The sequence below is a fragment of the Sulfitobacter sp. S190 genome (genome assembly GCF_025141935.1).
Taxonomy (GTDB): Bacteria; Pseudomonadota; Alphaproteobacteria; order Rhodobacterales; family Rhodobacteraceae; genus Sulfitobacter.
In genome coordinates, this window is sequence record NZ_CP081120.1 from 203682 (window position 1) to 216681 (window position 13000).

Here is a 13000-nt window from a genome sequence, read left to right on the forward strand (position 1 = left end):
TTCGTTCGCGCATCACCAAAGACCAGCGCGCCGTGCTTGGCAAGTGGGCTAGGAGGGGTTGTCCTCGAGCATGAGATCGCTGGCCTTTTCGCCGATCATGATTGCGGGGGCGTTGGTGTTGCCCGACACGATTTCCGGCATGATCGAGCAATCGGCCACGCGCAGACCCGTGATCCCGTGCACGCGCAATCGCGCATCGACAACCGCGTCTTTTCCGGTGCCCATCTTGCAGGTTCCGGTCGGGTGATAGATGGAAGCGGTGTTGTTGCGCGCCCAGTCCAGCGTTGCGTCATAGTCCTCGATGTCGAGGCTCGGATGCGGGCGGAATTCTTCGGAAATCTTGGTCGTCAAAGGCGCGTGTCGCGCAATGCGGCGGGCGATATTGACGCCATTGACGATGGTATCGCAGTCGGTTTTCGTCGACAGGTAGTTCGGAATGATCCGCGGATAGGCCCGCCCGTCCGAGGAGGCGAGCCTGATTTCACCTTTGCTTTCGGGACGCAATTGGCAAACCGACATCGTGAAGGCCGAGAACTTGTCTGCACCCTTGCCCGGATTTTCGGCGGAGAGCGGTTGCACGTGGAATTGCACGTCGGGCGTTTCCAGATCGTCGCGCGTCTTCATGAAGCCGGTGGCAAGGCTCGCGGCCATGGTCATCGGACCGGCACGGAACATCAGGTATTTCAATCCGATCTTGGCCTGCCCGAACAGGCTGCTGACTTCGTCGTTCAATGTCGGTTCATTGCATTTGTAGACCAGCCGTGCCTGCAGGTGATCTTGCATGTTCTTGCCTACGCCCGGCAGGTCCTGGTGGACTTCGATGCCGTGTTCGGACAGGTGTTCCGCCGCGCCGATACCTGACAGCATCAACAGCTGCGGAGAATTGATCGCACCGCCCGACAGGACGATTTCGCGCCGTGCGCTGACCATGTGAACCTTTCCCGCGCGGTCGGTATACTGCACGCCCGTGGCCCGCTTTCCGTCCAGCAGAACCTTTTCGACCTGCGCGTGCGTGATGATTTGCAGGTTATCGCGCGTCTTGACCGGGTTCAGGTAGGCCACCGCCGCCGAGCAGCGCCGACCGTTGCGGGTGGTGAGTTGGAAGAACCCCACGCCTTCCTGTTCCGCGCCGTTGTAATCGGGGTTGAATTTATAGCCCGCCGCCTGCGCTGCGGCGACCCAGGCATCGGTGATGGGGCGCTGTATGCGCATGTTGGACACCGACAGCGGCCCTTGGTCGCCGTGGTATTCATCGCCGCCGCGTTCGTTGTTTTCGGCCCGTTTGAACAGGGGCAGCACATCGTCCCAGCCCCAGCCGGGATTGCCCATCTGGCGCCAGCGGTCGTAGTCCTGCGGCTGGCCGCGCACGTATAAAAGCCCGTTGAGCGAGGATGATCCGCCCAGGACCTTGCCGCGCGGCCATTCGATTGAGCGGCCGTTCAATCCGGGATCGGGTTCGGTTTTGTAACACCAGTCGACGCTCGGGTTATGGATGGTCTTGAAGTAGCCCACGGGGATGTGGATCCACGGGTTCAGATCGCGGCCCCCCGCTTCGAGCAGGATCACTTTGTTGCGGGGATCGGCGCTGAGCCGGTTGGCCAGAACACAACCGGCCGAACCGGCACCGACAATGATGTAATCTGCGTCCATTCCAGATCGCCTCCCCTGCGATGAAGAAATTTCTATACAGAAGCGCAATTCCAAGCTAGTCTTTTTTGAAACAAAAAGTCTCATTAATCGAGATACACTTAATCGGGAGGATTAAAATGAGTGTACAGAACAATCTGAGAGGGATCTCGCGTCGCGACCTGTTCCGTGTGGCGGGCCGCTATGGCATGAGCTCCACTTTGCTGGCTGCGGGCAGTTTCGGGGGCGCGATGAGCCTTGCAAACCTGGCCTCTGCAGCTGAATCGACCTACGAGAAGCGCTTTGCCAAGGAAGCCAAGCACACTCTGAAATTCGGTGCTGCGGGCTTTAACGCACGCAACCTGTTGATCGAGCGTGCAGGCGCGCTGGAATTCGCCCGCGACCTTGAAAGCCGCACCGATGGCGAGATTCGCGTCGAGTTCATTGGCGACAACCAGATCTGTGGTCAGGTGTCCTGCGTCGAGAAAGCCCAGCAAGGGATCGTCGATATCTACGCGGCCTCCACGCAGAACTCTGCCGGCGGTGCGCCGTATCTGAACGTGCTGGACTACGCCTATATGTTCCGCAACCGCGCGGACCAGTACCACTTTCTCTACAGCCCCAAATCGCAGGAGCTGCTGCGTGAACCCTACGAGCGGCGCCATGGTCTGAAGTTCCTGTTCAGCCACGCGGAACTGCGCGGCATCCAGTTGGGTCTGGCGTGGGAAGACAAGGAAACGGTCACAAGCGTCGAGCAATTGTTCGGCACGAAGAACCGCGTCACCGGCACGCAGCTGGGCCGGATCGCCATGACCGCGCTGAACCTCAACCCCGTGCCTGTCGCATGGGAAGAAACGCTCGACGGTCTCAAGCAGGGTCTGATCGACGGCGCCGAAACATGGGCCTCGGCCGTGGCTTACGCCAACATGTCGCCGGTTGTATCGCAGTCGGTTCACCTGAACTTCTTCTGCGGGACAGAGCACACTGCAATGAACGCGTCCGTCTTTGATGGTCTGGGCGGCGAATTGCAGGATGCGGTGATGGAATCGTCGTACTGGGCGCAAACCCACGTGCAGGCCGCCAACGAAGCGGCGCTGGTCAAGACGGTCGGCATGTCCGATCCGCAACTGCCCGGTACGATCTTTGCCCAGAACAACGTGCGCAACGCATTCCTGTCGGATGCCGAGCTTCGCAAGGCCGAAGAAATGTGTTCGCCCGAATTCCAACCACAGCTGTGGGAAGAATGGCGCGAACGGATCAACGGCTGGCAGGGTGGCGCGGACACCTATCAGGAAATCTACGACGAGGTGCGCACAATTCCGGCAGACACACTGCCAGAAAACATCGAGCCCCGCCGCTGGTGGAAGGCGTAATCATACGCTGATTGGTGCGAGCCGGTCCCGAGGGGGGCCGGCTCATTTGTCCGTGGATGCAAAAATTGTATCACAGGGCCAGAGGAATTTCATGGGGAGGGGCGCCAGATGTCGATCTGGTCAGATATGTCCACCATCGTCGGCGCAACGCTGAGTGGTGACATCAATTTCAAGGTTGTGCAGGCTTACCGGTCCGAGGCCGCCTGGTATGTTTTTGGTCTGGCCACGCTGATCGGTGTGATCGTGTTCTTTTTCCGCGAACGGTGGGCCGAACGTTTCGAGGCGCGGCTGGGTCAACCGGTGTCAAAATACACCCACCCGATTATTGCGCTGATGCTGTTGATCGGATTGATGGCTGCCTTTCTGCCGCCCGTCGCCGCGCTGCTGACGACACTTACGGGCGACAATCTGGGTCTGCTGATTGTCGGCATACCGGTCGTGTTGATGCTGCTGGAGCGTACGCCCGAAAAGACCGTGGTCGTTTATTGCTATATCGTCATGGCCGCGATCATCTTTATCGGGGTGATCCAGCGGTTCGTATTTTCCGTACAGGTGCCATGGTCCACGACTATTCCACCGCTGCTTTTCATGATTATGGCATGGTACGGGGCAACGTTTAATGTCCGCTTGCGCACCCACCTGAGCTTTTCTGAATTTCGCACCAAGCTGGGCCGGCGCGGGCAGTTGTTTTGGCTCACGTTCGATAACTTCCTTTGGCTTGTGTTCTGCGTCATTGCGGTGACGACGACCGCGCGCGTCACGGTCAATACCTACGACAACTTTGCCATCGTGCTGGGCACGGATTACGTCATGCGGTGGTGGTTCATCATCACGATGCCGGTCTGTTTCATGCTGCTCGCGACGCGGGCCGTGGAAAATGTGTTCGAGGATTTCGCGAAATACCGCAGCGGAGACGTCCTGATCCAACAGGCCGTTATCGGGGGGGATACTTGAATGGCTGATGCAACGTGGATCACGATCATCTCTCTGGGGGTGACATTCTTTTTCATGATGGGCGTGCCGGTCCTGCTGATCATCTTCTACTGGGTGGTCGGATGCAGTTTTGTGATGGGGCTCACGCTCGATAACACGGGCGCAGAACTGCTCAATGTCTTCAAAGACGGCTTTGCTTTGATGGCGATGCCCCTGTTCATCCTGACAGGGGACCTGATCAACAAGTCGGGGATCGCCAAGCGGCTGTCCGATTTCGCCTATGCTTGTTTGGGCTGGTTGCGCGGGGGGCTGGCCATGGCGTCCATCGGGGCGTGCGGTCTGTTTGCCGCGATTTCGGGGTCGAACTCGGCCACGACGGCGACCATCGGGTCGATGCTGCACCCGGAGATGGTCAAAGGCGGGTACGACGAACGCTTTTCCGCGGCCACGGCGGCGGCAGGCGGCACGGTGGGGATTATTATTCCCCCGTCGATCATCTTTATCGTCTACGGCTTTTTGATGAACCTGCCGATCTCCGATCTGTTTGTTGCGGGCATCATTCCCGGTGCTTTGATGGTCTTTGCGATGCAATTCGCGTGCTGGATCATCTGCCGGCTGAACGGTTGGGGCTTTTTGATCCCCTTGGAACTGAACCGGGTTCTGAAAACGGCGCTGGGCGCGTGGTTGGGTTTCTTTGCCATCGGTCTAGTGCTTTGGGGCATCTATACGGGCAAGTTCTCTCCGACCGAAGCGGCCGGTGTGACGGTCGGTTTCTGTATCATCGTGGGATTGATCAGCTATCCGCTGAACAAGATCATGGGCGCGTCGTCCGATCGCCCCGTGTCGGACAAAAGCTATTCCGAAATGGTCGTGGTCGAGGGTTTCACCCTTCCGGAAATCCCGTCGATCGTGGTGCGGTCGGCGCAGATTACCGGCATTCTGGCGCCGCTGATCGCGGTGTCCGTGGTGATGCAGCAAATTCTGTCGCTGCTGGGTGCGCAGGAAACCATTGGTGGATTTGTGACCGGTATGGGCGGCTACTATGCCGTGCTGTTCACGTCGATGGCGATTGTGTTCGTCTCGGGGATGATCCTTGAATCGCTGCCGGTGACGATCATTCTCGCGCCGATCCTTGCACCCATCGCGGCAAGTGTCGGGGTCGATCCGGTCCACTTTTCGGTGATCTTCCTTGTCGGGGCGTCCATCGGCTTTATCACACCGCCCTACGGTCTGAACCTTTATGTGGCAAGTGGCGTGACGGGCGTGCCTTATTTCCGCCTGTTGCGGTATACGGTGCCTTATCTGGTGGCATTGATCAGCATTTGGATTATCGTATCGCTGACGCCCGAACTTGCACTGATGCTGCTGCCCAACCGATAAGGAATGCCCCGACCGATGCATGACGACTCCAGTCCGACGGAAAAAACAATCCCGACCAATCTGAGATTGCTTTTGCTGCTGGAGGAGTTGGCGAAGGTCGGGGTGCCCACCACCCCGACGGCGGCAAACGAAATCCTGCGTTTGCCCAAGCCGACGATTCACCGCCTGTTCCATACGCTTGAGCAGGAAGGCTTCTTGCAGCGCGACATTGACGGGCGCTCTTATGCGCCGGGGGTTCGGCTGCGCAAGCTGGCGGGCAATGTGCTGTCGACCAGCCGGGTGCGTATGATCCGCAGGACCATTCTGCAAAGCCTCGCCGAGGACATCGGTGAAACCTGCAACATCGCGATGCCCGAACGCCACGCAATGGTGTATCTTGATCGGGTCGAAACCCATTGGCCGCTGCGCATCCAGTTGCCTGTCGGCACCGAAGTCCCGTTCCACTGCACCGCCAGCGGCAAGATGTACCTGTCATCGCTTCAGCCCCGGCTGTTTGCGAAGTACCTGAGCGTTGTGACACTTGATGCGCAGACGGCCCATACGCTGACCGATCCGGACGCCCTGCGCGCCGAAGTGGAAACAATCCGCAGTCAGGGGTACTCCACCGATACCGAGGAATTCATGGAGGGCATGGTCGCCGTCGCCGTTCCGATTTTCGACAGCGAGAAGCGTTTAATGTCGACCCTATCGGTGCACGCGCCAACCCAGCGGGTCAGCCTGTCGGATCTGAAGTTCCATTTGCCCCGCCTCAAGACGTCTGCGGCAGAGCTATCCGAACTTGTGCTCAGCTGAGCCACGCAACCAGCCATCCTCGAATGCAATCTTGCTCACGCCGGCCAGTTTGGTGATCCGCTCCAGCTCCGCTTCGAAAGCGGCCTGACGGCCTTTGCCCCATCTCGTGCGCGGCTCCGGCCAAAGGGCGCGGATGCGCAGCGTATCGTGGTCCCGGAAGGCCTTCATGTCGACACGCCCGACGATCCTGTCCCCCTGCAATAACGGGAATACGTAATAGCCGTAGACGCGTTTTGCAGCCGGGACGAATACCTCGATCCGGTAATCGAAACCGAACAGTCGCAGGGCGCGTTTTCGATCCCGCAGCGCGGGGTCAAAGGGGCTGAGTACACGCAGACGTCCGGTGCAGTCCGGCACCGCGGCCTCCGGCAATTCCGGACGCGCGTAGGCAGGGCGCAGCGTACCGTCAGCGGCCTCTACCTGTATTTCCTCGATTGTGCCGTCGCGCAGGTTTTCGCGACACCAGTGCCGTGCCTGCGCGGGGCTGACATGTGCCCAGAACGCGGCGATTTCGCTGTGCGTGGCAAAGCCGAGCCGATCGAGTGCGCCGTTGCAGCACCAGTCGATGGTTTCCTGAACATCGGGCGTTGCGTTATCGCCCCAGACATCCGGCGGCAGCGCCCGTTCGGTCAGATCATAGCGTTTCTGAAACCCTTCGCGGCCCACGACATGCAAGGCACCACTGCGCCAAAGGTACTCGAGCGCGGTCTTGGAAGGGTGCCAATCCCACCAGCCGCCCGAGCCGCGTTTTTCGTCTTTCCCCACATCCGACGACCCGCAGGGGCCGACCTTGCGGATATGATCCAGCACCGTTTCGAATTGATCCTCGAACCCGTCACGGCGCCAGTTCTGCCATTGCTTGCGCAACCGCTCTCCGTCGGCATCGCGGCGCATTTGCCAGTGGGGGTAGTACTCGATCGGGATGACCGCGGCATCGTGGGTCCAATGCTCGAACAGCGCCTCGTCCTGCTCGTACAAGCGCTTGAGATTCACGGGGCGATACCGTGGGCGCCGCGCAAAGAGGATCAGATCATGCGCGCGCGCGACGGTGTTGATGCTGTCGAGTTGCACGAACCCCAGCCGTTTGATCAGCGCAAGAAGCGGCTCTCCGGCCGCAGCGCCTTGCGGGGGTTCTGCCAATGCGTGACGGTCCAGAAAAATGCGCCGCGCGGCACTGTTCTTCAGGACCGGAACGCTCACCCGCGCGTGCGGCGGCGCAATGTATCGCCAAGCGACAGGGTCGGTGCCATGGTGATGACCGAGGCCGCATCCGTGTCCGGCTCATCGCTCAGGCGGTTCAGAATGATTTGCGCAGCGGCGGTTCCGATTTCGTTGCGGCAGGCATCGGTGGTCGCCAATTGACGGGGCAGACCATCGAGCAGTTCAACCCCGTTGAACCCCGCGATGCCGATCTCGCCGGGAATATCGACACCCGCATCGAGCAGATGCAACAGACCACCGGCCCCTATCATGTCGTTGGAGTAATAGAGAAAATCCAGATCCGGAGACCGCGCAAGCATGTCCGCTGTCATTTCGCGCCCTTTGGCCAGAGCGGACCCGCCAGAATAGAAAGCGCGATCTTCAATCTCGATGCCAGCCTTGGCCAGCCCTTCGGTAAAGCCTTCGAACCGTTTGCGCGCACGGTGGTCCAGCGGCATTTTGGTACCCAGAAAACCGATGCGTTCATAGCCTTCCTTCAGGATCGCCTTGGCCATGTCCCGCCCGGCCTGCCGGTGCGAAATGCCGACCATCGCATCAACGGGCGTGCCGTCAACATCCATGATCTCGACCACGGGAATGCCCGCGTTGTGCAGCATGGCGCGGGTCGCGTCGGAATGCTCCAGCCCCGCAATAATCACCCCGGACGGCCGCCACGACAGCATTTCGTAGAGAACGCGTTCCTCTTTTTCGGGCATGTAGTCGGTCACCCCGACCACGGGCTGCAACGGGGTTTCCTCGAACGCCTGATTGATGCCGTGCAATACTTCTGGAAAGACCATGTTGCCCAGCGAAGGGATGATGACCGCCACCAGATTGACCCGCTGCGAGGCCAGCGATCCCGCGATCTGGTTGGGAACGTAGCCAAGCTCCTTTGCGGCCGCCAGCACCCGTTCGCGGGTCGCCTGCGAGACATCGCCGCTCTTGCGCAGAACGCGGCTCACGGTCATTTCGGAAACGCCACAGGCGTCGGACACATCGCGCAGGGTCAAAGGGCGGCGGATGGCGTTTGGCAAAGGGGCAAATCCTCTTGATCTTTTGAGCGAAACTACCGCAACCCCGCCCGCCTGCGCAAGCGGCCATGGCGCGGTGCAGACGCAATGGTCCCCCCTTGATGCCCCCGTGGTTTTCGCGCTACCCCCAGTGGCATGGCCCCGTGGCTCAACTGGATAGAGCAGCCCCCTCCTAAGGGGCAGGTTGCAGGTTCGAATCCTGCCGGGGTCGCCAAAACTGCCTGAAAAATATGGCTTATTTACAGGGCTTTGTGCAGGAGCATGCAGAAAGTCCCGAGAGCTTTCGTGCCGAACTCAGCTGAAACGGCGGAAATCTCGTACAAAACCTGTACAAAATTCGCACGTCTTTGCGTCTTTGGGTGCCTTCCAATGAGCTGGCGGGTCGCGAACACATGCGCGGAACGAAAGTTCGGCAGCGCAACGCGCAAGCAGATCATTATGTTTCTAGCCGACAAGGCGAGCGATGACGGCTCTGGCATCTGGTGTTCCAAAGGAACGATCCAGCGGCACACCGAGCTTGGGGAGACTACAGTCAAGCGAACAGTCCGCGAGTTCCTGAAAGAAGGCATCCTGATTGAGACCAGCGCACGAGGCTGCAAGAATGGATTTACGGTCGTTTATCGGATCGATCTCACTCGGATCGAAGCGCTGGAACTGACTGCCGAGCCCGATATCGAGACGGGGGCCACAGTGGACCCCGTCCAGACTGGACCCGGAACGGGGGCCACAGTGGCCGGGGTACCGGGGCCACCACGGCCCCCAAACCATCCTAAAACCATCCATAAACCACCTACGCGCGAGCGCGTGGCGGCAGAGGATGAAGAAGCTGAGAAGACTTTAAATGCGGAGCCGCTCGACCAATTACGCGGCAAAGCCGCCTGCCTTGATTGGAAAGCTCTACGAGCAACAAAATATTGGGAGAGACTTAGGAAAGACGAGTATTTTCCCTTAACTCGTCGAGCTCATGCCGGATTAGATGAACGTACTCATTAAAAAACATGTGCTCGCTCTTTGACTGCGAACGGCTTTCGAATGCGCCACTTCGGAATGTAAACATAAGTATTTCGGTGAATTCATCGAAAGCCTTATGAGTTCCCCTGGCTGGACGGCTCTTTAGCGTACGAATTAGTTCCATTCCGGCATCGTAAACCCAAGGGAATCTATCCTTAGCAACGCTAAAGAGCATCTGAAGATAAACATAGTTACCAACCAAACCACGGCTTTCGCGAAAATTCTGTAACTCGCTGAAGAGTTCCCTTGTCGCAAATTCGTCCGATCGAGTTTGCCTACTGCCGAACAGTTTGTGACGTTCATGAACCATTCGTTCGGTAAGCGCTTGAAGTTCCTGCAGCTGTTCCCTGAGGCTCACGTCGGGATCGCGTAATAGCTTCTGGTTTATTCGCGACAGCTCAAGGATTTCCTCCAAAACTCGATCAGTGTCGATCTTATCTGATTTGGCGGCTTTTGATTGAGGGTCCGCTTCCTTAATCTTGCCAAGTTCATCTTCCAAAGAAGGCCACCAAACATCAAAGGTCTTTTTTAGGCGTTCCTCATTGAGGTTGTTATTGCTGCTAGTCGCATAGACGGTCGATATGAGTTTGAATACATCGTCTTTTTCGAAGATAGTTGACTGAAATTGTAGAATCGGACCTGAAATTTCAGATCGTTTGATATTAAATAGAAACGGACTCACGTAGGCCTTGTCGATGGTCTTCGATAAGGCTCCAGCTTCAAAGCAAAGCCACGGTGCCCCTAGGTTCTCTCTGGTTACACAAAGAATACCAAAGCTCGATTTCTCCAATTCACCTGCGATGTCGGTGCTCCATCTAGTGCCTTTGTCGATGTCTTCGGAGGACACGTACGGAACAACATCTTGAATAACGGACGGCAACCAGTCGCGTAGTGCAAGGGCAACTTTGTGACTCACTTCACCAGACCAGCTGAGAAAAACCTTCATTTAATGTACCTCGGACTAAACAGCCTATCCGCTTCCTTTAAAGCACTTCCTTTGAAATTGACATACACCGATATCAAGTAGCTCTATTTGATGTCGAGGCATCAATAAGCCCCGACCGAGGACCAGCAGGCCGAGGTCATGGACGGGTTCGAGCGGCTGTCCTTTGTGGGGCTGGACCCCGAGCAATATGAGGTGCTCTGGATCCGCCATCGCCACGAAGGCCGGGTCGAGTTGCACTTCTGCACGCCGCGCCTGGAGCTGACGACAGGCAAGAGCCTCAACATTGCGCCACCTGGCTACAGGGAGGCCTATGACAGCCTGCGGGACGTGATGAACCAGCGCCACGGCTGGGCCGATCCGATGGATGTGGAGCGCGCGCAGGACGTCCGCGACACCATCGAGGCCCCGACCCGCGCTCAGGGCCGAGAAGAGCTGCACGCGTGGATACAGGACCAGATCGATATGGGCCTGATCACCGACCGCGCGACCATTATCGATGCGCTCACCAACGCAGGCTTCGACCTGCCGCGCACCGGCAAGGCCTACATCACCGCCCGCGATCCTGAGACCGGCGAGCGCTGGCGGCTGAAAGGAGAGATTTTCCATGAAGACTGGCAAGCCGACCCGGCTGAGCGAGAAGCTGAACGCGGAGCTCGACACGATCCGGGCCGAACACGTCGCCTCGATCTCGTCCCAGCTCAAGAGCTTCAGGATCGATTTGAAGAACATTGTGGGCGCCGCGCAGCATACCATCGCGAGCGATACGCGCCGGTTTCAAACCGAGACAGCGAGCCTGTTCGAGACGCGGTTGAGTTCGATCCGCCTCTGGCTGACGATCTCGCCCTGGCTGATCGCGGCGATGGTGCTCACGGGGACCGCCTCGATGATGGCCGCGAGCTTTTTCTGGACGGTGCACCTGACGCGCTCGGAGCTGACCGAGATGGGCCTGACGCGAATCGAGCGGCCCGAGGGGACATGGCTGATCCTGGACCCATCGAAGACGAGCCTGCGCACCTGCACGATGGGCGAGAGGCACGTGACCTGCATTCGGATCGAGGAGGATTAGATGACCCAACTGACAGCCTTGGAACGCGACTTGCTCGCCTGCGTAGAGCGGTTGGTGACGGCCTCAGAGGCCTCCGCGAAGGGCTTGACCGCCTTGGAGATACGCTCGACCGGCAGGATCGAGAAGGAACTGGCTGGCTTGAAAGACTGCGTGACCTTGCTCATTCGTTCGCAGGCCGCATCCATGCAGGCCTTGAACGGATTGCTGAACGACGAGGCGAGCTACAAGACGCTGAACGAGACCTTGCAGCAGAGCTTGACCTTAGCGAAAGCCGCCGCCGAGAGATTGAGGGACAGCTAGACAGTCAGGAGGCGCATGCGGAACGGGGGTTGACGCATTAGGCCTTACTGCAAATCCCTTGAACACTGCACGGAATGCGTACACGGTAAAGCTTGACGAATTGGAGAGCTCAATGCGGGACATTTTCCCTTGGTATTTTCACAGTGAAGCTGACTATGAGGCAATTTGGGGCAACGGCATTTTAACAGTAGATACCAACGTCATTCTTGATCTCTACCGATATAATAACTCTACCCGAGAAGCATTGCTTGTTGCACTTGAGAGCTTTGCCGGGCGTTTTTGGATATCACACCAGACAGCCAAAGAATTCATCAGGAATCGCCGTGCTGTTATTGCAGACGTTTCAAGCGACTTCATTAGGGCAAGCAAGCCAGTCGACGATGTTGAAAAGGCCGCGAAGTCTGCTGCGGACGCGATCCGTGGGTGTCGCGTGATTCCGAAGGAGTTTAGTAAAGATTTGGAAGTCGAAATCCAAAAGGCATGTCAAACCATCAGAGGTAAAATCGAAAAAGAAAAGTCAGAGTTCCCGGAATATGAAGCGAGTGACGATGTTGTATCCCGGCTTGAAAAAGCTCTTTCTGATAAAGTTGGGACGGAACCCGACGATGTCGAAAATTTGTTGAAAGAAGCGCAACGAAGGAGGGATGAGAAGATACCACCAGGTTACATGGACGAGCAAAAGGACGGTTTGGGTTTTGCTGGTGACTACCTAATGTGGTCGCAAATCCTTGCGTACAGTATGGAGAAAGGAAAGCCCGTTATACTTGTGACCTCTGAGACGAAGGAAGACTGGTGGGAAAAAAAGAGTGGCAGGACACTCAACCCTCGTCTTGAGTTGCTTCAAGAAGCCTTCGAAAAAACTGGTCAGAAGTTTCTTATCTATCATACGGATCAATTCTTAAGGCTTCACCAGGAGAAGAGCGGCACAGAGTCTGACGAGAGTATTCTTGAAGAAATACGCGAGTACTCTTTGGCCCGAGAGCCTGCCGTTAGCGTGACCCAAGAGGCAAGTCTGCAGAATAACTCAGCAAATGAAGGGGCACTGCTAGTTTCCCTCTCAAGACCAGTTAAAAATTTCACCAGCTCCGGGCGCTTTGCTCCAAATCTAGCGAATGTACCCGAGATACATGCGAAGTTGACCGAAACCCCTGCAGGAACGCCGTCCTTCACCATCAACGCGAATACCGGGACGACCTACGACTTCAATGTTCACGTTCACTCAGCAGAAAGAGGGGCGATGCTACCAGTCGGAGAATACCTCATCGAATACCATGCCTCCTGCGGCGATCCAGCAGACCTTGAGGAAACAGATGGGGTGGCTGGTTAGTCAGGTTCGAGCGTT

Annotated in this window: 13 protein-coding genes and 1 tRNA gene; 9 read left to right on the forward strand and 5 right to left on the reverse strand. The window is 57.6% G+C overall.

Annotated features, from left to right (window positions below; all coding sequences use genetic code 11):
• Positions 1 to 48: 48 nt before the first annotated feature.
• Positions 49 to 1650, reverse strand: coding sequence for a GMC family oxidoreductase (locus tag K3756_RS00995; protein ID WP_259990035.1), 1602 nt, complete (start codon positions 1648 to 1650; stop codon positions 49 to 51).
• 116 nt (positions 1651 to 1766) lie between these two features.
• Here K3756_RS00995 and K3756_RS01000 point away from each other — a divergent pair, with 116 nt between their 5' ends.
• From K3756_RS01000 to K3756_RS01015, 4 genes are all read left to right on the forward strand, one after another.
• Positions 1767 to 2999 carry a TRAP transporter substrate-binding protein gene (locus K3756_RS01000; RefSeq protein ID WP_259990036.1) on the forward strand — a complete coding sequence of 411 codons (1233 nt, stop codon included), beginning with the start codon at positions 1767 to 1769 and terminating at the stop codon, positions 2997 to 2999.
• A 108-nt stretch (positions 3000 to 3107) separates the two neighbouring features.
• Entirely contained in the window at positions 3108 to 3953 is an 846-nt protein-coding gene (locus K3756_RS01005; RefSeq protein ID WP_259990038.1) for a TRAP transporter small permease, read from the forward strand.
• Complete coding sequence (locus K3756_RS01010) at positions 3954 to 5312, forward strand: TRAP transporter large permease (RefSeq protein ID WP_259990039.1); 1359 nt, start codon at positions 3954 to 3956, stop codon at positions 5310 to 5312.
• 15 nt (positions 5313 to 5327) lie between these two features.
• Positions 5328 to 6104, forward strand: coding sequence for an IclR family transcriptional regulator (locus tag K3756_RS01015; protein ID WP_259990041.1), 777 nt, complete (start codon positions 5328 to 5330; stop codon positions 6102 to 6104).
• On the opposite strand, the gene K3756_RS01020 is transcribed toward K3756_RS01015, so the two are convergent.
• Positions 6081 to 7304: a winged helix-turn-helix domain-containing protein gene (locus tag K3756_RS01020; RefSeq protein ID WP_259990043.1), complete on the reverse strand. Its 1224-nt coding sequence runs from the start codon at positions 7302 to 7304 to the stop codon at positions 6081 to 6083. The two genes, K3756_RS01015 and K3756_RS01020, sit on opposite strands and share 24 nt — an antisense overlap.
• Positions 7301 to 8338, reverse strand: a complete 1038-nt coding sequence (locus tag K3756_RS01025) for a LacI family DNA-binding transcriptional regulator (RefSeq protein WP_259990045.1) — start codon at positions 8336 to 8338, stop codon at positions 7301 to 7303. The genes K3756_RS01020 and K3756_RS01025 overlap by 4 nt, the downstream gene beginning before the upstream one ends.
• 134 nt (positions 8339 to 8472) lie before the next feature.
• Here K3756_RS01025 and K3756_RS01030 point away from each other — a divergent pair.
• Both K3756_RS01030 and K3756_RS01035 read left to right on the forward strand, forming a co-directional pair.
• Positions 8473 to 8549 (forward strand) — tRNA-Arg (locus K3756_RS01030).
• 155 nt (positions 8550 to 8704) lie between these two features.
• Positions 8705 to 9328, forward strand: a complete 624-nt coding sequence (locus K3756_RS01035) for a hypothetical protein (RefSeq protein ID WP_259990047.1) — start codon at positions 8705 to 8707, stop codon at positions 9326 to 9328.
• Here K3756_RS01035 and K3756_RS01040 read toward each other — a convergent pair.
• Together K3756_RS01040 and K3756_RS19615 are read right to left on the reverse strand one after the other, a co-directional pair.
• On the reverse strand, positions 9261 to 10292 hold the full coding sequence (locus tag K3756_RS01040; protein ID WP_259990049.1) for a hypothetical protein: 1032 nt from the start codon (positions 10290 to 10292) through the stop codon (positions 9261 to 9263). The two genes, K3756_RS01035 and K3756_RS01040, sit on opposite strands and share 68 nt — an antisense overlap.
• A 24-nt stretch (positions 10293 to 10316) precedes the next feature.
• Entirely contained in the window at positions 10317 to 10898 is a 582-nt protein-coding gene (locus K3756_RS19615; protein WP_409202415.1) for a hypothetical protein, read from the reverse strand.
• Here K3756_RS19615 and K3756_RS01050 point away from each other — a divergent pair.
• The 3 genes from K3756_RS01050 (at position 10897) to K3756_RS01060 (ending at position 12985) form a co-directional block, all read left to right on the forward strand.
• A complete protein-coding gene (locus tag K3756_RS01050; protein ID WP_259993614.1) occupies positions 10897 to 11358 on the forward strand; it encodes a hypothetical protein in 462 nt (153 codons plus the stop codon). The genes K3756_RS19615 and K3756_RS01050 overlap by 2 nt on opposite strands.
• Positions 11359 to 11658 (forward strand): hypothetical protein, encoded by a 300-nt coding sequence (locus K3756_RS01055; protein WP_259993615.1) that lies wholly within the window; start codon positions 11359 to 11361, stop codon positions 11656 to 11658.
• Positions 11659 to 11770: 112 nt separating this feature from the next.
• Positions 11771 to 12985 carry a PIN-like domain-containing protein gene (locus tag K3756_RS01060; protein WP_259990052.1) on the forward strand — a complete coding sequence of 405 codons (1215 nt, stop codon included), beginning with the start codon at positions 11771 to 11773 and terminating at the stop codon, positions 12983 to 12985.
• Positions 12986 to 13000: the final 15 nt, after the last annotated feature.

Coding starts and splice junctions, on each gene's coding strand:
- K3756_RS00995 (WP_259990035.1), bottom strand. CDS start 1,650: ATGGACGCAGATTACATCATTGTCGGTGCCGGTTCGGCCGGTTGTGTT.
- K3756_RS01000 (WP_259990036.1), top strand. CDS start 1,767: ATGAGTGTACAGAACAATCTGAGAGGGATCTCGCGTCGCGACCTGTTC.
- K3756_RS01005 (WP_259990038.1), top strand. CDS start 3,108: ATGTCGATCTGGTCAGATATGTCCACCATCGTCGGCGCAACGCTGAGT.
- K3756_RS01010 (WP_259990039.1), top strand. CDS start 3,954: ATGGCTGATGCAACGTGGATCACGATCATCTCTCTGGGGGTGACATTC.
- K3756_RS01015 (WP_259990041.1), top strand. CDS start 5,328: ATGCATGACGACTCCAGTCCGACGGAAAAAACAATCCCGACCAATCTG.
- K3756_RS01035 (WP_259990047.1), top strand. CDS start 8,705: ATGAGCTGGCGGGTCGCGAACACATGCGCGGAACGAAAGTTCGGCAGC.
- K3756_RS01040 (WP_259990049.1), bottom strand. CDS start 10,292: ATGAAGGTTTTTCTCAGCTGGTCTGGTGAAGTGAGTCACAAAGTTGCC.
- K3756_RS01050 (WP_259993614.1), top strand. CDS start 10,897: ATGAAGACTGGCAAGCCGACCCGGCTGAGCGAGAAGCTGAACGCGGAG.
- K3756_RS19615 (WP_409202415.1), bottom strand. CDS start 10,898: ATGGAAAATCTCTCCTTTCAGCCGCCAGCGCTCGCCGGTCTCAGGATC.
- K3756_RS01055 (WP_259993615.1), top strand. CDS start 11,359: ATGACCCAACTGACAGCCTTGGAACGCGACTTGCTCGCCTGCGTAGAG.
- K3756_RS01060 (WP_259990052.1), top strand. CDS start 11,771: ATGCGGGACATTTTCCCTTGGTATTTTCACAGTGAAGCTGACTATGAG.